This window comes from Ferrimonas balearica (assembly GCF_019802055.1).
Taxonomy (GTDB): Bacteria; Pseudomonadota; Gammaproteobacteria; order Enterobacterales; family Shewanellaceae; genus Ferrimonas; species Ferrimonas balearica_A.
In genome coordinates this window covers 1,182,893-1,203,436 of the sequence record NZ_JAHVHW010000007.1, presented here as the reverse complement: position 1 = coordinate 1,203,436, position 20,544 = coordinate 1,182,893, and the positions used below count along the sequence as shown (strand labels likewise).

Annotated in this window: 21 protein-coding genes; 5 read left to right on the top strand and 16 right to left on the bottom strand. The window is 57.8% G+C overall.

Annotated elements, in window-relative coordinates:
* Positions 1-1,227 (bottom strand): nucleoside recognition domain-containing protein, encoded by a 1,227-nt coding sequence (locus KUV52_RS13065; RefSeq protein WP_222526366.1) that lies wholly within the window; start codon positions 1,225-1,227, stop codon positions 1-3.
* A gap of 64 nt (positions 1,228-1,291) precedes the next feature.
* Between KUV52_RS13065 and rsmF the strand changes: the two genes are divergently transcribed.
* Positions 1,292-2,701 carry a 16S rRNA (cytosine(1407)-C(5))-methyltransferase RsmF gene (gene rsmF / locus KUV52_RS13060; protein ID WP_222526365.1) on the top strand — a complete coding sequence of 470 codons (1,410 nt, stop codon included), beginning with the start codon at positions 1,292-1,294 and terminating at the stop codon, positions 2,699-2,701.
* 202 nt (positions 2,702-2,903) lie between these two features.
* Here rsmF and KUV52_RS13055 read toward each other — a convergent pair whose 3' ends face one another.
* From KUV52_RS13055 to apbC, 9 genes are read right to left on the bottom strand one after another with little or no spacing between them, the layout of a single operon-like run.
* The gene (locus KUV52_RS13055; protein ID WP_222526364.1) at positions 2,904-3,671 is read right to left on the bottom strand and encodes a TatD family hydrolase; all 768 of its coding nucleotides are present in this window, start codon (positions 3,669-3,671) and stop codon (positions 2,904-2,906) included.
* Between the two features lie 43 nt (positions 3,672-3,714).
* Entirely contained in the window at positions 3,715-4,044 is a 330-nt protein-coding gene (locus KUV52_RS13050) for a PilZ domain-containing protein (protein ID WP_261389982.1), read from the bottom strand.
* 8 nt (positions 4,045-4,052) lie between these two features.
* Complete coding sequence (gene holB / locus KUV52_RS13045) at positions 4,053-4,958, bottom strand: DNA polymerase III subunit delta' (RefSeq protein ID WP_222526363.1); 906 nt, start codon at positions 4,956-4,958, stop codon at positions 4,053-4,055.
* Positions 4,955-5,578, bottom strand: coding sequence for a dTMP kinase (gene tmk, locus KUV52_RS13040; RefSeq protein ID WP_222526362.1), 624 nt, complete (start codon positions 5,576-5,578; stop codon positions 4,955-4,957). Before tmk ends, holB begins: the two co-directional genes overlap by 4 nt.
* A 3-nt stretch (positions 5,579-5,581) precedes the next feature.
* Positions 5,582-6,595 (bottom strand): endolytic transglycosylase MltG, encoded by a 1,014-nt coding sequence (gene mltG, locus KUV52_RS13035; protein ID WP_222526361.1) that lies wholly within the window; start codon positions 6,593-6,595, stop codon positions 5,582-5,584.
* The gene (pabC, locus tag KUV52_RS13030) at positions 6,586-7,401 is read right to left on the bottom strand and encodes an aminodeoxychorismate lyase (protein ID WP_222526360.1); all 816 of its coding nucleotides are present in this window, start codon (positions 7,399-7,401) and stop codon (positions 6,586-6,588) included. The genes mltG and pabC overlap by 10 nt, the downstream gene beginning before the upstream one ends.
* A complete protein-coding gene (gene dcd / locus KUV52_RS13025) occupies positions 7,398-7,982 on the bottom strand; it encodes a dCTP deaminase (RefSeq protein ID WP_222526359.1) in 585 nt (194 codons plus the stop codon). Before dcd ends, pabC begins: the two co-directional genes overlap by 4 nt.
* A 31-nt stretch (positions 7,983-8,013) precedes the next feature.
* Entirely contained in the window at positions 8,014-8,658 is a 645-nt protein-coding gene (gene udk, locus KUV52_RS13020) for a uridine kinase (RefSeq protein ID WP_222526358.1), read from the bottom strand.
* Positions 8,659-8,706: 48 nt separating this feature from the next.
* Positions 8,707-9,819: an iron-sulfur cluster carrier protein ApbC gene (apbC, locus tag KUV52_RS13015; protein ID WP_222526357.1), complete on the bottom strand. Its 1,113-nt coding sequence runs from the start codon at positions 9,817-9,819 to the stop codon at positions 8,707-8,709.
* Positions 9,820-9,976: 157 nt separating this feature from the next.
* Between apbC and metG the strand changes: the two genes are divergently transcribed.
* Together metG and KUV52_RS13005 are read left to right on the top strand one after the other, a co-directional pair.
* Positions 9,977-12,034, top strand: a complete 2,058-nt coding sequence (metG, locus tag KUV52_RS13010; protein WP_222526356.1) for a methionine--tRNA ligase — start codon at positions 9,977-9,979, stop codon at positions 12,032-12,034.
* 141 nt (positions 12,035-12,175) lie between these two features.
* Positions 12,176-13,963 carry a cation:proton antiporter gene (locus KUV52_RS13005; RefSeq protein ID WP_222526355.1) on the top strand — a complete coding sequence of 596 codons (1,788 nt, stop codon included), beginning with the start codon at positions 12,176-12,178 and terminating at the stop codon, positions 13,961-13,963.
* Here the strand turns inward: KUV52_RS13005 and KUV52_RS13000 are convergent.
* Entirely contained in the window at positions 13,960-14,715 is a 756-nt protein-coding gene (locus KUV52_RS13000; protein WP_222526354.1) for a Nif3-like dinuclear metal center hexameric protein, read from the bottom strand. The two genes, KUV52_RS13005 and KUV52_RS13000, sit on opposite strands and share 4 nt — an antisense overlap.
* Positions 14,716-14,734: 19 nt before the next feature.
* Positions 14,735-15,727 carry a 2-hydroxyacid dehydrogenase gene (locus tag KUV52_RS12995; RefSeq protein WP_222526353.1) on the bottom strand — a complete coding sequence of 331 codons (993 nt, stop codon included), beginning with the start codon at positions 15,725-15,727 and terminating at the stop codon, positions 14,735-14,737.
* Between the two features lie 236 nt (positions 15,728-15,963).
* Between KUV52_RS12995 and KUV52_RS12990 the strand changes: the two genes are divergently transcribed.
* Both KUV52_RS12990 and KUV52_RS12985 read left to right on the top strand, forming a co-directional pair.
* Positions 15,964-16,317 carry a hypothetical protein gene (locus KUV52_RS12990; RefSeq protein ID WP_222526352.1) on the top strand — a complete coding sequence of 118 codons (354 nt, stop codon included), beginning with the start codon at positions 15,964-15,966 and terminating at the stop codon, positions 16,315-16,317.
* A 37-nt stretch (positions 16,318-16,354) separates the two neighbouring features.
* The gene (locus tag KUV52_RS12985; RefSeq protein ID WP_222526351.1) at positions 16,355-17,149 is read left to right on the top strand and encodes a DUF1853 family protein; all 795 of its coding nucleotides are present in this window, start codon (positions 16,355-16,357) and stop codon (positions 17,147-17,149) included.
* A gap of 79 nt (positions 17,150-17,228) precedes the next feature.
* On the opposite strand, the gene rplT is transcribed toward KUV52_RS12985, so the two are convergent.
* The 4 genes from rplT to thrS form a co-directional block, all read right to left on the bottom strand.
* Entirely contained in the window at positions 17,229-17,588 is a 360-nt protein-coding gene (gene rplT, locus KUV52_RS12980; protein WP_013345358.1) for a 50S ribosomal protein L20, read from the bottom strand.
* A gap of 22 nt (positions 17,589-17,610) precedes the next feature.
* Positions 17,611-17,808 (bottom strand): 50S ribosomal protein L35, encoded by a 198-nt coding sequence (gene rpmI / locus KUV52_RS12975; RefSeq protein WP_013345357.1) that lies wholly within the window; start codon positions 17,806-17,808, stop codon positions 17,611-17,613.
* Between the two features lie 91 nt (positions 17,809-17,899).
* Positions 17,900-18,445: a translation initiation factor IF-3 gene (gene infC / locus KUV52_RS12970; RefSeq protein WP_222526848.1), complete on the bottom strand. Its 546-nt coding sequence runs from the start codon at positions 18,443-18,445 to the stop codon at positions 17,900-17,902.
* Positions 18,446-18,448: 3 nt separating this feature from the next.
* Positions 18,449-20,383: a threonine--tRNA ligase gene (thrS, locus tag KUV52_RS12965; protein ID WP_222526350.1), complete on the bottom strand. Its 1,935-nt coding sequence runs from the start codon at positions 20,381-20,383 to the stop codon at positions 18,449-18,451.
* Positions 20,384-20,544 lie beyond the last annotated feature (161 nt).

Here is a 20,544-nt window from a genome sequence, read left to right as displayed (position 1 = left end):
TTAACCAAAGAACCAATACCCCACGGCGATGGCGGCCAGGATCCCACCGAGATCCGCCGCCAGGCCACAGGGAATGGCATGGCGGGAGTGGCGGATCCCCACACTGCCGAAATAGACTGCCAACACGTAGAACGTCGTTTCGGTCGAACCCTGGAACAGCGCTGCCAGGCGCCCCGCGAAGGAATCCACCCCCTGTGTATTCATGGTCTCCAGCATCATGGCCCGTGCACCGGAACCACTGAACGGCTTCATCAATGCGGTTGGCAATGCCTCCACGAACCGGGTATCCCAGCCTATCGCCACCACCAGTTGGCGCAATCCATCCAAAAACAGCTCCAGCGCCCCAGAACCCCTCAACGCGCCAATGGCGATCAACATCGCCAACAGATAGGGGGCGATCGATACCGTGGTTTGAAACCCCTCTTTCGCCCCTTCCACAAAGCGGTCGAACACTTCAACGCGCCGCCAGTAGCCGGTGGCCAAAATTAGGCCGATAAACCCGCACAGTGCCAGGTTGCCCCAGAACACCGAGAACTGTTGCAGTTGCTGCGCGCTGTAGCCTGCGACAGTGGCGAGCAGCGCCAACAACAGTGCGATAAGCGCAGCCCCCCAAACCATCACAACCCGGTTGAACAGATTGATACGCTGCACCCAGGCTACACAGAGGAGTCCCACCAGTGTTGAAGCGCTGGTGGCAAGCAGGATAGGGACAAAGACTTCGGCGGGGTTTGCCGCCCCCTGCTGAGCCCGGTACAGCAGTACCGCAATGGGAAACAGCGTCACTGACGAGGTGTTCAGCACCAGAAAGAGGATCTGTGCGTTGCTGGCAGTGTCAGGGTTGGGGTTCAGCTTTTGCAGCGCCTTCATGGCACGGATCCCCATGGGGGTAGCGGCGTTATCAAGTCCCAGCACGTTCGCCGACAAGTTCATGGTGATGGCACCGAAGGCGGGGTGACCTTTGGGCACTTCCGGCATCAGTTTATGCAACAGCGGCGAAAGCCAGATGGCCAAACGCTCGGTCAGCCCGGAATGCTCCGCCACCTTAAGCAGGCCCATCCAGAGTGCCATCACACCGGCCAACCCTATGATGATCTCCACCGACAGCTTTGCCATCGCCATCAATTGGTCGATCAGAGTCGCGAATATCGCCGGGTTGCCACCCAACCACTGCACCAACGCTGCCAATCCTGACAGCAGAAAGAACCCGCCCCAAACTCTGTTTAACACCCTGTCCCCACCTTACGTCCCCTGTGTTATAGTTGCCGCCGTTTTACCCTCTAGGACCCGAACCATGGCGCCCTTTCCCCAGGAATTTCTGGACAGTATCAAGGCGATTCTGCCTGACCATCTTACCCTCGAAGATTTCGTGGCGTACAGCGGGCAACCCCTGCGGCGCTCAATTCGGGTCAATACCCTGAAGATCAGCACAGAAGATTTTCAGGAGCGGATGCGCACCAAAGGCTGGACCCTGATTCCGGTGCCCTGGTGCAAAGAGGGGTTCTGGCTTGAGCGAGAGGATGAAAGCCAGTCGCTGGGTAACACCATTGAGCACCTTGCTGGCCTGTTCTACATACAGGAAGCCTCCTCAATGATGCCGCCCACCGCGCTGTTTACTCACAGCCACCACCCCCAACGGGTGCTGGATGTCGCTTCGGCCCCCGGCTCAAAAACCACTCAGATTGCCGCCACTATGGGCAATAGCGGCCTGGTGATGGCCAACGAGTTCTCCTCCAGTCGCCTTAAGGGTCTGCACGCCAACCTCCAACGTCTGGGGATCCGGAATGTGGTGATGACCCATTTTGACGGCCGGGTGTTTGGTCCTACGCTGCCGGAGCAGTTTGATGCTATTTTGCTGGATGCGCCCTGCTCCGGTGAAGGCACAGTCCGCAAAGACCCGGATGCCATGAGTAACTGGAACCCGGAGTCGATCGAATCGATCGCCGAAGTACAGCGTGGGCTGATTGAATCGGCCTTTGCCGCACTGAAGCCCGGTGGCCTGCTGGTGTACTCCACCTGCACGCTCAATCACCGGGAAAACCAGGACGTGTGCCAACACCTGCTGGAAAGCTATCCGGAAGCGGTTGAGGTAGAAAACCTGGCGGATCTTTTCCCCGGTGCCGAACAGGCGGTGACCCAGGAGGGTTACCTGCATATCTGGCCTCAAATCTACGACTCCGAAGGCTTCTTTGTCGCGGCACTGCGCAAAACCGCCACGGTGGAGACCCCGGTCAAGCGCTACCGACTCGACAAGTTTCCCTACCTGCCCGCTAAACGCGCAGACGCCGAAGCCGTCGCCAAGCACTTGAAGCAGCTGGGGCTGACCCTGCCCTCAAACGGCAAAGTAATGGCCCGGGATGCCCAATTCTGGTGGTTCCCGGAGGGAATGGATGAGTTGATTGGCCGGATCCGAATGGACCGCATGGGCATCAAACTCGTCGAGGCCCACAAAAAGGGATTCAAGACCTTCCACGAAGCCGCGCAATCTCTAGAACTCGATCCGGACCGCGCCATCAGTCTGGATGAGGCAGAGGCTGAGCAGTATCTCATGGGCCGCGATGTGGCGCGCCAAACCGCTGAAGGCAAAGGGGAAGTGGTGGTGACTTATGAGGGCTATCCACTGGGTTTCGCCAAGTGGGTCGGCGCTCGTTTGAAGAATGGACTGCCCCGCGATCTGGTGCGGGATAAGATCAGCCGCCCCTGATTTACCATCCGTTACCAAAAAGTTTGCGACATCGCTGCAAAATGGCGGCGATCGTCTACGCTTTATGGCTACAAGGTGCCAGCTAGGCACATTTCCCTTCCCCTAAGCTCGTGACATCGGAGTCGTCGCGGGCTTTTTTTTATTCGCAGAAAGCAAAACGGCGTGCTGAGCACGCCGTTTTCTGTTGCTATGAAGCCCGGTGTTACCGTGCTGCTGGAAACAGACGGAAGAAGTTCTCCGCCGTTTGATTCAGCAGTTCTTCATAGCGAACCTGCTTAAGGTCAGCCACAAACTGAGCTACCTCATGCACATACGCTGGCTGATTGGTCTTGCCGCGGTATGGCACGGGGGCCAGGTAGGGAGAGTCGGTCTCCACCAGAAGGCGGTCCATCGGCACCTTTCTAACCACGTCCCGCAGCGCTTCGGCATTTCGGAATGTCACAATCCCGCTGATGGAGATATAGAGTCCAAGGTCCAGCGCGTCGCGGGCCATCTCCCAGCTTTCGGTAAAACAGTGGAGCACACCGGCGTTACCCTGGGATTCGCGCCAGATCCCAAGGGTATCTTCACGGGCGTCACGGGTGTGGATGATCACCGGCTTGTTTAGCCTATTGGCCAGTTCGATGTGGTTTGAAAACGCGGCTTGCTGATCCTTCACATTGTCCTGGCTGTAGTAGTAATCCAGACCGGTTTCACCGATCGCCACCACTTTCTCGTCAGCCGCTTCGCGCGCCAACCAAGCCGGATCAAATCCGTCTTTAATGTCCAGCGGGTGCACACCACAGGAGATCACCACTTCCGGATGAGGCATCGCCAGGTTCTTCATGCGCTCATAGCCCTTCTCGGACACGGAGACACAAAGAAACTTCTCTACGCCACGGGCTTTAGCGGCATCAAGAACGGGTTGAAGTGCACCAGGCTGGTCGTTGTCGACCAGACGATCCAGGTGACAATGAGAATCGATGAGCAAAGGGGAACGCTCCACATAAAAACCGGGCCGCAAGGGTACCCGGCTACATGGTGGAGGTCAATTGATTGGACCCGAGTTGGTCTGCCAGCAACTGTTCGATACGGGGTTTGTGGGGATTCTGTTCATCGCCAAAGGCCAGACCCACACCCGGTGGTCGCCCGCCCTGAGAGCCGAGCGGGTTGATCCACACCACTTTCCCGGTGAACTGCAGCCACTCGCTGCTTTCCGGCAATCGATAGCGGGCTTCAACAACATCACCCAGTTGATACTCGTGGCTGGAGACGAAAAACAGTCCACCATGCCGGACGAACGGCATGTAAGCACGATACAACTGGGCCAGACTGTCGAACTGAACTTCCAATGTCACCACCATAATGAGTACTAGGCCCCCTCCTGGGCACAATCTTGGTATTCCACTATCAATTGTTGGAAGGTGGCGGTCAAGTTGATGCCGCTCTGCCTGTCCAACCAGCGCTGAGTCTCTGCAACCCTTTTCAGCACGGGATAGCACCAGGTCATCCGCGCAGGATCACGCTCGCACTGGGATAATAGCTCAAAATACAACACCTTGAGCAGTATTGATGCGCGTTCGTTATCCGCCTGACTCAACTCAGGAGCCAACAGCCCGGATTGGAGACTCCGACACCAGGCTGCCCGCACAGTGTTGAGCTGCTCAAGCTGTCCGGACTCCATCGCGGCTTTCAACGCGATGGGACCGCCCAATACTCTCGGCCAATAGGGCCAATCCAGCACCGACTTGCTCTGGTGGCCAATAAAGGCCGCGATCTGCTCGTCTTTGGGCATCGGCACAATCAGACGCTGACAGCGGCTGACAATGGTGGGCAGCAGCGGCTGCCCAGGCCCCACAACCAAAACCAGATGCACGCCAGCAGGCGGCTCTTCAAGGGTTTTTAGCAACGCATTGGCTGATGCCTGATTGAGTCGCTGAGCATCCGTCAGCACGGCGACACGCGCCCCACCCTGGTGTGCCGTTCCCGTCAGTTGGTTGATCAACTGACGTACCGCGTCCACCTTAATCTGCTGGCCGTCCGGTGCCAGGGCGTAGCGATCCGGGTGATGCCCCGCCGCAAGCAGCTGGCACCCTTTACAGTAACCACAGCCATTCCCCTGTTCGCACAGCAGTTGCTGAGTGATCCACTCGGCAAGGGCGCCTTTTCCGACACCTTCTGGGCCTTGCAGTATCAAGGCATGGCCGAGTCGACCCTGCTGGCGCTGTTGACGCCACTGTTGTGCGACAGGCTCAAGCCAGGGAAACGGTTCGATCATAGCGCTCCGTCCAACGCCACAACCAGCGCCTGGTGCACCTGCTCCAGGGGTTGGCTGGCATCGATGGTTACGATGCGGGGATCGCGGCGGGCTTCATCAAGATAGGTCGCCCGGGCGCGCTCAAAAAAGCCCAGTGCCTCAAGCTCTATGCGGTCGAGTTCCCCTCTGGCTCGGGCACGGGACAAACCCAACGCAGGATCGATATCCAGATAGAGCGTCAGGTCCGGGGCAAACTCGCCCAGTGTCAGGGCCGAGAGCTTAGAGACCGGCTCAGACAAGCCACGACCGCCGCCCTGATAGGCGCGACTGGAGAGATCGTGACGGTCGCCCACCACAATGGCGCCGCGTGCAAGCGCTGGCTTAATGACCGTCTCCACCAATTGGGCGCGACAGGCGTACACCATCAGCAGTTCGGTCATTGGCGCCATCGCCTCTTCACGGGGCTGTTTCCAGATGGCACGGATCTCTTCGGCCAAGGGCGTACCACCCGGCTCACGGGTATGGACGATCTCCCGCCCTTCAAAGCGCGCTTTAAGGTATTGGTCGACAACGGCAATGGCGGTGCTTTTTCCTGCACCCTCCAGGCCTTCGACAACAATGAACATGCCTTTATCTGTCATCACTTATCGGTTTCTGATGTAGCGGTTAACCGCATTATTGTGCTCCCGCAGAGTCCGGGAAAACTGGTGAGAACCATCCCCTTTGGAAACAAAGTAGAGGTAGTCACTCTTTTCCGGGTTCACGGCGGCCTGCAGGGCTGCCAACGAGGGGTTGGCAATGGGCGTCGGCGGCAAACCGTGGATCCGGTAAGTGTTGTATGGGGTCCAGGTGTTCAGGTGCTTGCGGGTGATCCGGCCCTGATAGTCATCGCCCACGCCGTAAATGACGGTGGGATCGGTCTGCAGGCGCATCCCCTTGTTGAGCCGGTTCACAAATACCGAGCTGACCAGACGCCGTTCCTCCGGCTTGCCAGTCTCCTTCTCGATAATGGACGCCAGAATCAGCATCTCATAGGGGGACTTGATCGGCAGACCCTCAACCCGCTGAGACCACACCTCATCGACCGCCGACTCCATACGGGTATAGGCCCGCTGAAAGATCGCCAGATCCGTGGTGCCGGCCGTGAAGGCGTAGGTATCCGGGTAGAGCCACCCTTCTACCGGCTGATCCGCCAGTCCTAACGCCACATCCAACGCCACGATGTCATCCAGTGTGGCCGTGATCCGAGGGTGAGCCTGAACCTGGGAAAGCCACTGCTTCGCGGTTCCCCCCTCAACCAGGGTGATCTGAAACTGCTTCTCATCGCCGGACACCAACAGCATCAACGCCTGCGCTGCTGTCATACCCGGCTGCAGCTCGTAGGTGCCGGTTTTAACGGCGGTCAGTTCCGGTTGCAGCTTCAGCGCCAACCGCAACCAGAAACGGTTGTCGATAAGCCCTTGCTGCTCCCACTGGGTTAGCAGGGCGCCCGCACTCTGCCCGTTGGCGAGAGTGAGTTCCTCTGCTGCCTCAAGATTCAGCGGGCTGTTCAATGCGGTGTTCACCTGATACCAGGCGAAACCCACACCGGCCAAAGCACCGGTGATGGCGAGGCCGCTGGCTGCCAGCGCCCCTTTTACCCAGGCGTTCAACGCCATAATTTTTGACTCTCCAAAAGCGAATCCGCCAAAGTGCGACGGGTAAACTCAGTGACGCCAATCCGGGTGAGCGGTACTACGCCCATCAGCGTGTTGGTGATAAACACTTCGTCAAAGGAGGGTAATTCGTCGACAGCAACAGGCCGCTCTACCACGGTCTGCCCCATCTGCTTCAATTGTTCGATCAGTTCACAACGCATCACGCCAGTAATGCCGCACTCCTGCAGGGAGGGGGTAACCACGGGGCCATCCCTGGTCACCAAAAACAGGTTACTGGCGCTCGCTTCGATGATCTGTCCGGCACCGTCGGTCACGATCAACTCCAGAGCCCCCTTCTCCGCCGCTTCCTGCTTGAGCAACACCTGCTCAAGGCGTCCCAGGGTTTTCAGTCCGGTCAGACTGCCACCGGTGGCCAGGCAAGTGGTGGCGAGTTCGGCAGCGATGCCTTGCTCCTGCCACTGGCGGTAATGATGGGGAAAGGGGGAGAGTGACATCAGCCGACGGGGCAGTACCTGCCAGGCGCCCTGATATCCTCTGCCCGCGCTGCCGCGGGTAAAGGTCAGGCGCAAGCAGGCCAATTCGACGTTGGCGCAAGCGGCATCGATCTCCGCCTTCACCTCTGCCCAATCCGGCTGGGCAAAGCCCAATCGGGTATTGGCTTCGGTCAGGCGGGCAAGGTGACGGGGCCACAGAGCGACCTCGCCACCCTGCACCAGCATGGTGGTGAAGTGGCCATCCCCAAGGGTCAGGCCACGATCGTCACCGGGAACCGAGTCGGCTGCGCGGCCGTCGAGCCAGAACTTCATCCGTCCTGGCTGATCCGGCTGGCGACTGCACCAGACTGCCCTTTGTACTTGGCATCCTGGCGCTTGTTGTAAGGACGGGCACAGGGGCCGCTCAGGCGCTCAAAGTTAAGCGCACCAATCGGCATCCCAGGACGCAGTGCCAAAGGCAGTTTTCCACTGTTGAAGAACTCCAGCACGATCTGCCCGGACCAGCCCGGATCAATACGGTGCGCGGTTACATGCACCATCAGGCCCAGACGGGCCAGAGAGGAGCGCCCGTCCAACCATCCAACCACATCCGCTGGTAGGGTGACGGACTCATGAGTCACGCCGAGCGCCAGCTCTCCCGGATGAAGAAAGAACGCTTCTTCCTCCTCGATCCGCACTTCGTCGCTCATGACGTTTTCCAATGCCTTCTGCACCTCCTCCCGGGGACCGGAGAGGTCGATGAAGGGGGCGGTATGGTCCTGGAACACCCGAAAGCGGTTGCCCAGGTTCACGTCGACGCTGACGCCGCTGATCTTATCATTGGCCGGGCGCGGTTCGATGACGATCCGCTCCTGGTCGAGGTATTCGAGGATTTCGATGTCGTTCAGGCGCATCCTTACCTTCCAGAGATGTGTGTCGTTGTTGTTATTCGCCGTGCAGCAACTGCATGATGTTGGCCTTGAGAATATCAATGGCAATGCGGTTCTTACCACCCCGCGGAACAATGATGTCCGCGTGCTGCTTGGAGGGTTCGATAAACTGCATGAACATCGGACGCACGGTGTGGGTGTATTGGGTCAATACCGACTCCATGGTCCGGCCCCGCTCTTCAACGTCCCGAACCAGGCGACGCATCAGGCAGATGTCCAGCGGGGTATCCATAAAGATGGAAGCGTGCATCTGCTGGCGCAGTGCGCTGTCCGTCAACAGCAGGATCCCCTCAAGGATGATCACCTTTTTGGGGGTAACCGTGTTGGTTTCCTCCATCCGGGTGTGTTCAGAGTAGCTGTAGGTCGGAACCTCAACACTCTGTCCCGCTTTCAGCTGCTTAAGATGCTGCAGCAACAAGGCATGATCCAGTGCCTGCGGGTGGTCGTAGTTGGTTTTCACCCGCTCATCCATGGTGAGGTGGGACTGATCTTTGTAGTAGCAGTCCTCATTGATCACCTCGATCTGGTCGGTCCCGAGATCGCGTCGCAACTCCTCATAGATGGTGCGGGCGATGAGACTCTTACCGGACGCGGACGCGCCGGCAATACCGATGATGACACACTGGGCTTGACTGGGCATGGATTCAGTTCTCAACAGGGGAATAACACATTATGGACGGCACCGGATTCAGTCGCTGGTGATCTCAATCGCCAAAGACGGTTCCGGTTCGGAACGCGAAACGAGTGCGGCCGCCGCTTTACGGGCGATCTCACGATACGCCTCCGCGATCTCCCCTTCCGGGTCCGCCACCACGCTGGGCTGACCAGAATCGACGTGCTCACGAATGGAGAGATTGAGGGGCAGATCGCCCAAAAGCGGCACATTGTAGCGTTTTGCCGTCTCAATGCCACCGCCAGTGCCGAACGGATGCTCTTTACTGCCGCAGTTGCTGCAGATGTGATAGCTCATGTTCTCAACAATACCCAGAACCGGGATGTTCACCTTGTTAAACAGGGTGATCCCCTTACGGGCATCGGAAGTGGCAATCTCCTGCGGGGTGGTCACGATCACCGCGCCTGATACCGGCACTTTTTGAGACAGGGTGAGCTGGATGTCACCGGTGCCCGGCGGCATATCGATCACCAGGTAATCCAGTTCCGGCCACTGGGTTTCGTTAATCAACTGAACCAGCGCACCGGCAGCCATCGGACCGCGCCAGGCTGCGGCGTTGTCTTCCGTCACCATAAAGCCGATGGACATGGCCGCCACTCCGTGGGCGAATGCCGGCGCCATGGTTTTGCCGTCGTAGCTGACAGGACGGAAGTCGGTCACGCCCAGCATGATTGGCACAGAGGGGCCGTAGATGTCGGCATCCAGCACACCGACACGGGCACCTTCAGCGGACAGTGCCAGCGCCAGGTTGATTGCGGTGGTGGATTTCCCTACCCCGCCCTTTCCTGACGCCACAGCAATCACATTACGGATATTGGGCAGTGCGGGGACTGAACTGGCGCTGATCTCAGGCACCGCCAGACCGATCTCACACTCAACTTCATCCACCTCTTCCAGATCCGACAGTTTCTCCGTCAACGCCATCACCAGGTCGCGGTACTGGCTCTTGCAGGGGTAGGGAAACGCCATACCCAGCTGGAGTCGGCGACCATCCATCTCCAGAACACGGACGATGCCAGCGCTGACAATGTCCTGTTCCAAATAGGGATCGATATGCTGTTCCAGGCGAGAAATCACCTGCTGAGAAAGAGGTTCGGGAAGGCCGTTGCGGATGGCTTGGTCGCTCACAGGCGCGCTCCTTTTGATTGAGTTGGCCACAGTGTACCAGAAGGGTCCGGCAAGGTATGACCATAAAGCAGGCAAAGGTTTGCTCTGTGGGTGAAAAAGGGCCGTCCTTCGGTTAGACTTGGCTCCCTTGTAGTAGCCCGAAATGAATCGAGAGACGATGGCAACCGAGAGTAGAAAAATCCTTGTGACCAGTGCCCTGCCGTACGCCAACGGCCCCATCCACTTGGGTCACATGCTGGAATACATCCAGACCGATATCTGGGTTCGCTTCCAGAACCTGCGCGGCCACAAGTGCACCTACGTGTGTGCCGATGACACCCACGGCACCCCGGTGATGCTCAAAGCCCAGCAGTTGGGCATGACGCCGGAGGAGATGATCGCCAAGGTATCTCAGGAGCACCAGGCTGATTTTGCCGACTTCAACATCGCCTTCGACAACTACCACTCCACCCACAGCGACGAGAACCGCCAGTGGGCGGAAGAGGTTTATCGCCGTCTGAAGGGTGGGGGCTACATCAAAACCAAGGTGATCGAGCAGTTGTTCGACCCGGAAAAAGAGATGTTCCTGCCCGACCGTTTCGTTAAGGGCACCTGTCCCAAGTGTGACGCCGAAGACCAGTACGGCGACAACTGCGAAAACTGTGGCACCACCTACAGCCCGGTAGAGTTGAAGAACCCCAAGTCCGTGCTGTCCGGTGCGACTCCGGTACTGAAGGAATCCGAGCACTACTTCTTTGACCTGCCCCAGTTCAAAGGCGTACTCGAGGAGTGGACCCGCTCCGGCGCGCTGCAATCCGAGATGGCCAACAAACTTAACGAATGGTTTGAGCAGGGCCTGCAGCAGTGGGACATCAGCCGTGATGCGCCCTACTTCGGCTTTGAGATCCCCGGCACTGACGGTAAGAAGTTCTTCTACGTCTGGCTGGACGCCCCCATCGGCTACATGGGCGCTTTCCAGCACCTGTGCCAGCGTCGTGACGACCTGAATTTCGACGAATACTGGAGCAAGGACTCCGACGCCGAGCTGTACCACTTTATCGGCAAGGACATCATCTACTTCCACAGCCTGTTCTGGCCCGCCATGCTGGACGGTGCTGGCCTGCGCAAGCCGACCAACGTGTTCGCTCACGGCTATGTCACCGTAAACGGTGCCAAGATGTCCAAGTCCCGCGGTACCTTTATCAAGGCGCGTACCTACCTGGATCACCTCAATCCTGAGTACCTGCGTTACTACTACGCTGCCAAACTGAACGACCGTATCGACGATCTCGACCTCAATCTGGAAGATTTCGCCCAGCGCGTAAACGCCGACATGGTAGGCAAGCTGGTCAATATCGCCTCCCGCACCGCCGGCTTTATCGCAAAGCGCTTTGACGGCAAGCTGGCCGAAGGCATCGACCAGCCCGAACTGCTGGCAGAGTTCCAAAACGCCGCCGATCAGATCGCCGCTTACTACGAAGGCCGCGAGTTCGGTAAAGCGATCCGCGAGATCATGGCGCTGGCCGACAAAGCCAATGCCTACATCGCCGACGCCGCCCCCTGGCAGCTGGCCAAGCAGGAAGGCATGGAGCAGAAGACTCACGAAGTGTGCTCCATGGGTATTCACCTGTTCCGTATCCTGATGATCTACCTCAAGCCGGTACTGCCGAAGATCGCCGAAGAGACGGAAGCGTTCCTGGGCGCGGCTCTGACCTGGGATGGCATCAACGATGTACTGACCGGCCACACCATCAACCCGTTCAAGGCGCTGATTCAGCGTATTGAGCCGGCCAAGATCGAAGCCGTTGTCGAAGCCACCAAAGTGGATGCTGAAGCGGAAGCCGCCCTGGCCAACCAGGGTGCTGTGACGCTTGAACAGAACGACGAGTTGGAGAAGGACCCAATCGCGGAAACCATCAACTTTGACGACTTTGCCAAAGTGGATCTGCGCGTGGCTCGCATCGCCAAGGCTGAGCACGTTAAGGGTGCCAACAAGCTGCTCCAACTGACGCTGGATCTGGGTGGCGAAACCCGCAACGTCTTTGCTGGCATCAAGTCCGCTTACCAGCCGGAAGACCTCGAAGGACGCCTGACGGTGATGGTCGCCAACCTGGCGCCCCGCAAGATGAAGTTCGGTGTGTCTGAAGGGATGGTACTGGCTGCCGGCCCGGGTGGTGAAGAGATCCATATCCTCAGCCCCGACAGCGGCGCCAAACCTGGCCAGCGCATCATGTAGTCGCAGACGGAGCCTTCGGGCTCCGTTTTTTTCGGCCCTTCGACTCCCCCTTTCCCCTGAACCAACCCCGCAACTCATTACCCGGCTGACTTCACAGCGCGTTGTTCTAGACTCAGTTTTCCCCCTAAAGGAGTCTAGAGCGTGTCGCCATCTCCATTGATTGCCCTTGCCGCCATCGGACTGCTCTCCATTTTCTGCCAGTGGACCGCGTTTCGACTTAAAGTGCCCGCCATTCTTCCACTTTTGCTGGCGGGTCTGTTGATCGGCCCCGGTTTTGGCTTGCTCCAGCCGGATCCCCTTTTTGGCGACCTGCTCTTTCCCATTGTCTCTCTGGCGGTCGCCATCATCCTGTTTGAGGGTAGCCTGACTCTCCGCTATGCCGACATCGAAGGCCAGGACCGACTGCTCCTGCTGATGATCACCGTGGGGATGCTGGTGACCTTCGCCATAGCGGCACTGGCGGCCTACTGGTTGCTTGGCTTCTCATCGGGATTGTCGGCTTTGCTGGGTGCATTGGTGGTCGTTACCGGTCCCACCGTTATCGCCCCCCTGCTTCGCAGCGTGCGCTTGTCGCCGCGCCTGGCGACGCTGCTGCACTGGGAGGGGATCCTGATCGATCCCATCGGCGCCCTGCTGGCGGTGCTGGTGTATGAGTACATCAGCGTTCGCCAGAGTCTGGCTGTCGAACACGCGCTGCTGGCGTTTGGACAGACGATCCTTACCGGCATACTCGCTGGTGCGCTCGGCGGATTCCTGCTGGCACAGGCTCTTAAACGGCGATTCTTCCCACACTATCTTGAAGTGGTGGCGGTGCTGACTCTGATGCTGGCCGCCTTTGCCATCAGCAATGAGTTGACCCACGAATCCGGGCTGTTGACCGTCACCGTTATGGGCATATGGCTGGCCAACACCCGTGGACTGGATCTGGACCCCATCATCGAGTTCAAAGAGACCCTTTCCATCCTACTTATCTCCGCGCTGTTTCTTCTGCTTGCTGCCAGACTGACACCCGCAGACATTGGCCAGATAGATGGCCCGGCGCTGCTTTGGTTGGCGGTGCTGGTGTTGGTTGCCCGGCCCGTAGCGGTGATGCTGTGTTCACTGGGATCAGCACTGTCCTGGAAAGAGCGATGGATGGTGGGTTGGGTGGCGCCCAGAGGGATCGTGGCCGCGGCGGTCTCCTCTCTGTTCGCGTTGAAGCTGGCGGAGCAGAATCTGCCGGGAACCGAACGGTTGGTGCCGCTGGTGTTCCTGGTGATCATCGCCACCGTGGTGATGCAGAGCCTGTTAACCTCACCGATGGCAAACTGGCTTGGCCTAAAAGCGCCTCCGCGAAATGGATTCCTAATCTTCGGCGCCAACCCGCTGGCTCGCGCCATCGCCGCAGCCCTGTCGCGCTATGAGATCCCCGTGGTTTTGAGCGACACCAACTGGGATAGCCTGAGTCAGGCGAGAATGCAGGATCTGCCGGTCTATTACGGTAACCCCACCTCAGAGCATGCCGACGCCACGCTGGACCTCTCTTTGGTTGACCGGCTGTTGGTGCTGGCGCCCTACCATCGACTCAATGCCGATGTGGCCTATCACTACGAAGACCGCTTTGGGGCGCATAAGGTGTATCGGTTGCCGGAGCAACCCAGAGACAGCAGCCCAAGAAGGCGTCGGGCAGAGCGCCATCAATCCCTGTTTGGGGAGGAAGCGTACTTTGCGAAATTGAGCAGTATGGTGGCTCAGGGTGCGCAGATCCGTGCCACCAAGCTGACGGGGAGTTTTGGCTGGGACAGCTACCAGGCCCAGCAAGGCAAGATGGCGGTACCCCTGTTTGCGTTTGACCCCCAGCGTAAGCTGAGGGTCTTTACCGCACAGGCGCCCTTTGAACCGGATGCCGGATGGGAGATCCTGGCGCTGATCCCCGAGGATAAGGGTTAAACCGGGTTGGGCGTATCGACGAAGCTGACCTCCAGGCCCAACTCCTTGCCCAATCGCTCTCCCAGCGCCTTAACGCCCCCGCGTTCGGTGGCGTGATGGCCACAGGCGTAGTAGTCGATGCCCTGCTCCACAGCGCTATGGTAAGTGCGCTCAGACACCTCACCGGATAGAAACGCGTCCAATCCGGCCGCAGCCACGCCATCGATGTAGTCCTGGGCCCCACCGGTACACCAGGCCAGAGTCCGAATGGGGCGGTCGTGCCCGGCAATGTGCAGGGGCGGACGAGACAGCGCGTCGGAGATGCGTTGCGCCAACTGATGGCCAGTCAGCGGTGGATCCAGTTCCCCCCGCAGCACCAGGCTGGCGTCATTGCCCTCTTCGAAAGCCCGGACATTCACAACGCCCAACGCTTTGGCCAGCTCCGCGTTATTGCCTAGTTCAGGGTGCACATCCAGCGGCAGGTGGTAAGCGATCAGGTTGATGTCATGCTTAATCAGTTGCTCAATCCGGCGCTTCTTCATGCCTGTGATGGGAGCGGGTTCGCTCTTCCAGAAGTAGCCATGATGCACCAGCAGCACGTCCGCATTAGCGGCCACAGCCGCATCGACAGCAAACTGGTCGGCAGTCACTGCTGTCACCACTTTGCGAATGGTGTCCTTCCCCTCAACCTGCAGGCCGTTCGGCGCGTAATCGTTAATCAACCAGGGCTTCAGCAAGTCATCCAAATAGCGGATCAGTTCTTCTCTTAACATCGTTATTTCTTCGGATTATTCACAGTTCGTTGCCGGTAACCCGGCCTTCAAAATGGGCGGCCAGATTATCAATGGTGGTCTGCCCGATCTCCGTCAGCGCCTCCCGGGTAAAGTACCCCTGGTGCCCGGTAACCAGAACATTGGGGTAACTCAGCAGCAGCGCAAACACATCATCGTGCAGCACCTTCCCGGACAGATCGCGGAAGAAGATGTCTCCCTCCAGTTCGTAGACATCCAGGCCGAGATAGCCAATCTTACCCTGTTTCATCCCATCCAATGCATGTTGGGCATTAACCAGTGCGCCCCGGGAGGTATTGATCAACATGACGCCCTGCTTCATCTTCGCGATGCTCGCCTCGTTGATCAGGTGGTAACTCTCGTCGGTCAGAGGACAGTGCAGAGAGATCACATCGGACTCCCGGTAGATCTTATCAAGATCGCAGTACTCTCCCAGCTTGGCCGCTTCATCAGAGGGATAGGGATCGTGGCAAAGCAGGCGACAGCCGAAGCCGCTGAGTGCCCGCATGGTGGCCAGTCCAATTTTCCCTGTGCCGATGATGCCTACCGTACTTTTCTGCAGGTTAAAGCCCAAGAGGCCATCAAGGTCAAAGTTGTGCTCTTTCACCCGGTTGTAGGCTTTGGTCAAGCGCCGATTAAGAGAGAGGATCATTGCGACCGTGTGTTCCGCCACGGACTCGGGCGAATAGCCCGGCACCCTGGCTACTTGCACGCCAAGCGCTTTCGCTGCCTCCAGGTCGACGTTATTAAAGCCGGCGCAGCGGAGCGCAATCATCCGGATCCCATTACTGACCAGGTGCTCCAGCACGGTACGGTCAACAATATCGTTAACGAAGCAGGATACGGCGTCATAGCCTTCCGCCAGGCGCATGGTGGATTTGCGTAGTCGATTCTCAAAGTACTCGAGCTGCATTCCCTGACCGTCATTGGCCTGGTCCAGAAAGTGTTTGTCGTAGGGTTTGCTGGAAAACACCGCAACGCGTTTCGGTTCCATAACAGCCTCGTGTCTGGTTAGCTGGCAAGAAATGCCCTTGCACAGGTTTAGGCTCTTTTGCCGGGACTTGCTTATGCAAGGGAGATTACGCCATGGGGTCCAGAGTGGCGACCGAGTTTTATGATCCAGTCTAAGTTCTTGGGGTTGAAGGCGATTCCATGAGCGCCTTGGATTGAACTTAAGGACCCATACAGGTAATATCAGCCGCTGACATTTTCAACAGCGACCATGTAACTATGTCAAAACTGATCAAGGAAGAGGTGATCGCGCAATTCACCGCCGCATACCTCGCCAAACACGGTAAAGCGCCGCAAATCGAACAAAAAGGCAGCTGGTTCAAGGTGGACGACGGTAAGTCTGTACGCCTTGGAGAGCTGGCTGAGATGGCTGCTGAACTGGCTGGCGACGCTCCTGTTGCGGCCCCGGAAGCCAAAGCGGCTCCGGTGAAGAAAACCGCCAAACCTAAAGCCGCTCCTGCCAAAGCCCAAAAGGCGAAGGTTAAAGCCAGCGGTGATAAGGGTGGCCTCAGCCCCAAAGATGCTTGGGCAAAGAACCTGGCCAAGGGTTCTAAAATGCCTCGGGGCTTCTAAGCTCAATAGAAAGCCGACCTTAGGGTCGGCTTTTCTTATGCCCTATTCCCACCCTATTCTTCGTGACCTGGCCTGGCTGCTGTCCAGTCCCCCGCTGGTTGAACAGCCGCCCTATACCGACCTCAAGGCCTTAACCCGGTTTGCCGCCCCCTTGTGGCCGCTGCTGCCTGCACTCTCGTCCCTCCCCGCCTCGCCCCTTCTTCGGATCCGCCCCATCGCTCGCCTTGGTCACTATTATGAGCAACTCTGGCTTCTCGCCTTCTCACTGCACCCCGACTATCACCTTATCGATCGGGACGTTCTGGTGAAGGAGGATAAGCGGGTGATTGGCAGTGCGGATTTTGTATTGAAGCACCTTCCTACAGGCCAATTGGAGCACTGGGAGGTGGCGGTGAAGTTTTATCTGGGCCGCGGAACCGGCCTGGAGAGCTGGATTGGGCCGGGCAAGCAGGATCGCCTGGCGGATAAGTTGGCGCGACTTGAGCATCACCAGTTACCACTGCTTAGCCAACCTGAGGGCTTACGGTTGTGCCAGCAGCGGGGCTGGGAGATCGCACGGCGGCGGATTGTCCTTCAGGGAAGACTCTACTCACCGGCGAATCACAGCCTGTTGCCCGCACCACTCTCTTTAAATGCCCCACAGGGGCAGTGGCACAGACATTCCCAATTGCCTTCGGGCCATTACCGACGATTGGCGCGCACAGATTGGTTAGCTGGAAGGGATTGGCGACTGTTGTCCCGCTACCGAGCACCGTCCACCCTGGACTGGCCCAAGCATCTTTATGATGTGGACCGTCACCAGCATTGTTTTGTGGTTCCGGATGACTGGTAAACCCGAATTTCAGGCATGAAAAAAGGGCGCCCTGGGGCGCCCTCTTCACTGGTTCGGTACATTACCCGGAAGGGTAATCTTACTTGGCCAGAGCTTCTTTCGCTTTTTCTACCAGAGCGGCAAATACCACTTTGTCGAATACAGCGATGTCGGCCAGGATCTTACGATCGATCTCAACAGAAGCTTTCTTCAGACCGTTGATGAAACGGCTGTAAGACATGCCATTCTGACGAGCAGCAGCGTTGATACGGGCGATCCACAGCTGACGGAACACGCGCTTCTTAGCACGACGGTCACGATAAGCGTATTGACCAGCCTTGGTAACGGCTTGGAATGCTACACGATAGATACGGCTACGGGCACCGTAGTAACCCTTAGCTTGCTTGAGAACTTTCTTGTGACGGGCACGAGCGGTCACACCACGTTTTACGCGAGCCATTGTTTATCTCCTACCAGTCAAATTAAGCGTACGGCAGCATGCGCTGTACGGATGCTACGTCTACTTTAGCTACCATAGCGGCGGCGCGCAGGTGGCGCTTACGCTTGGTGCTCTTCTTGGTCAGGATATGGCGCAGGTGAGACTGCTTACGCTTGAAGCCACCAGAGGCGGTCTTCTTGAAGCGCTTTGCAGCGCCACGGTGAGATTTCATCTTCGGCATTGGAAGAAACTCCGCATTGTTAAATTAAATGAACTGCAAGGCGAACAAAATCAGCCGAGCCAAGGCCCGGCTGATTTGCTACTTGTGGGCCTTACTGTTTCTTTTTGGGCGCGAGGACCATGATGGCCTGGCGGCCTTCCATTTTCGGGAAGGACTCCACCTGGGCCAGCTCTGCAGTATCGTCTTTAATACGATTCAGCAGGTCAAAACCCAATTGTTGGTGTGCCATTTCACGCCCACGGAAACGCAGTGTTACTTTCACTTTGTCTCCGTCTTCCAAGAAGCGAACCAGGTTGCGTAGTTTTACCTGATAGTCGCCCACATCAGTTCCAGGGCGGAACTTAAGTTCCTTAACCTGGATCTGCTTGGTCTTTTTGCGCTGCTCGTTAGCAGCCTTACTCTTTTCGTACAGGAACTTACCGTAGTCCATCACACGACAGACCGGAGGCTCGGCGTTCGGGCTGATCTCGACCAAGTCCAGTTCAGCTGAGGCTGCCATATCCAGTGCTTCATTCAAGGATACGATGCCCGCCTGCTCGCCTTCAGCGTCAATCAGGCGCACTTCCCGCGCGCGAATTTCGCCGTTGATACGGTTACGGTCCTTATTGATCGGACCTTTCTGTTTTCCGCCTTTTATAGCTTATTCCTCCAGCATGGTAAGACTGCGGGTGCGGACCTCTCGGGCAATGGCGTCAGCAAACTGCTCCAGCTTCATTTTGCCCAGGTCTACCCCGTTTCTTGTACGAATTGCGATTTCCCCGTTTTCCATCTCCTGGTCACCACAGACCAGCAGGTAGGGAACCCGCTTCAAAGTGTGTTCGCGGATTTTAAAGCCAATCTTCTCGTTTCTCAAGTCCGCCTTGGCACGAATTCCCTGGTCGTTCAGCATTTCGACGACCTGGCGCACATAATCGGCCTGATTGTCGGTGATGTTCATGACCTGGACCTGAGTCGGAGCCAGCCAGGTGGGCAGTTTACCGGCAAACTCTTCAATCAGAATACCGATGAAACGCTCGAGTGAGCCGAGAATGGCCCGGTGGATCATCACCGGCACCTTACGGCTGTTGTCTTCCGCTACATAGCTGACGTCCAGACGCTCAGGTTGCGGCATGGAGAAGTCCAGCTGAATGGTGCCGCACTGCCAGGCGCGATCCAGGCAGTCGTGCAGAGTGAATTCGATCTTCGGCCCGTAGAACGCGCCCTCACCCGGCTGCAGTTCGTAAGCCAGACCGTTGGCGTCCAGCGCTTCCGCCAGAGACTGCTCCGCTTTGTCCCACAGATCATCGGAACCGATGCGCTGCTCCGGACGGGTAGACAGCTTCACTTCGATCTCTTCGAAACCGAAAGTTTTGTAAGTGTCGTACACCATCTTGATGCAGCTGGTCACCTCATCGAGGATCTGCTCTTCGGTACAGAACACGTGAGCGTCGTCCTGGGTAAAGGAGCGAACACGCATCAGACCGTGCAGAGAACCGGAAGGCTCATTACGGTGTACCAGACCGAACTCCGCCATGCGGTAAGGCAGGTCACGGTAAGACTTCAGGCCCTGCTTGAAGATCTGCAGGTGGCCCGGGCAGTTCATCGGCTTCACCGCGTAGGTGCGCTTCTCGGACTCGGTGGCAAAGATCATCTCGGAGTACTTGTCCCAGTGTCCGGAACGCTCCCACATCACCTTGTCCATCACCAACGGAGTACGAACCTCTTCGTAACCGAACTTGTGAAGCTGCTTGCGCATGTAGCCTTCCAGCTCCTGGTAGATGGTCCAGCCGTCGTTGTGCCAGAACACCATGCCCGGGGCCTCTTCCTGCCAGTGAAACAGGTCCAGCGCTTTACCGATCTTACGGTGGTCACGCTTGGCCGCTTCTTCCAGACGCTGCAGGTGAGCCTTCAGCTGCTTCTTGTCGGCCCAGGCAGTACCGTAGATGCGTTGCAGCATCTTATTGTCGGAGTTGCCACGCCAGTAGGCGCCGGCCACGCTCATCAGCTTGAAGTGGTGGCAGTGGCGCATGTTCGGCACGTGCGGGCCACGGCACATGTCGATGTATTCTTCGTGGTGGTACAGGCCGGGACGGTCATCTTTGCTGATGTTTTCGTCCAGGATCTCTACCTTGTAGGTTTCGCCACGAGCGGCAAAGGTGTCCCGCGCTTCCTGCCAGCTGACGGTCTTCTTGATCACGTCATAGTTTTTCTTGGCCAGCTCAAGCATGCGCTTCTCCAGCGCTTCCAGGTCTTCCTGGGTCAGCTTGTGCTCCAGATCCACGTCGTAGTAGAAGCCGTTATCGATCACCGGACCGATGGCCATCTTGGTTTCTGGCCACAGCTGCTTGATGGCGTGCCCCAACAGGTGAGCACAGGAGTGACGAATAAATTCCAGGCCCTCATCGTCCCGGGTGGTGATGATGGCCAGTTCAGCATCGTTTTCGATGATTTCACAGGCGTCCACCAGTTTGCCGTCGACGCGGCCTGCCAGAGAGGCTTTGGCCAGGCCAGGACCGATGTCCATGGCAACGTCCATAACGGATACGGGTTGATCGAAGTGGCGTTGGCTGCCATCAGGAAGGGTAATTACGGGCATTTTGCGCTCCAGTTCAGTGGTGATCCATACCAAGGACCACATGAGTGTCATACATTAAAAAATGGGCGAGCAGTCCCGGGCCATGACGTTACCAGTGCCAGTTCACCGAGACTGAGCACGCAAGTCTATAGGCTTAGGCGTCTGCACTCAAGGTGGGCTTG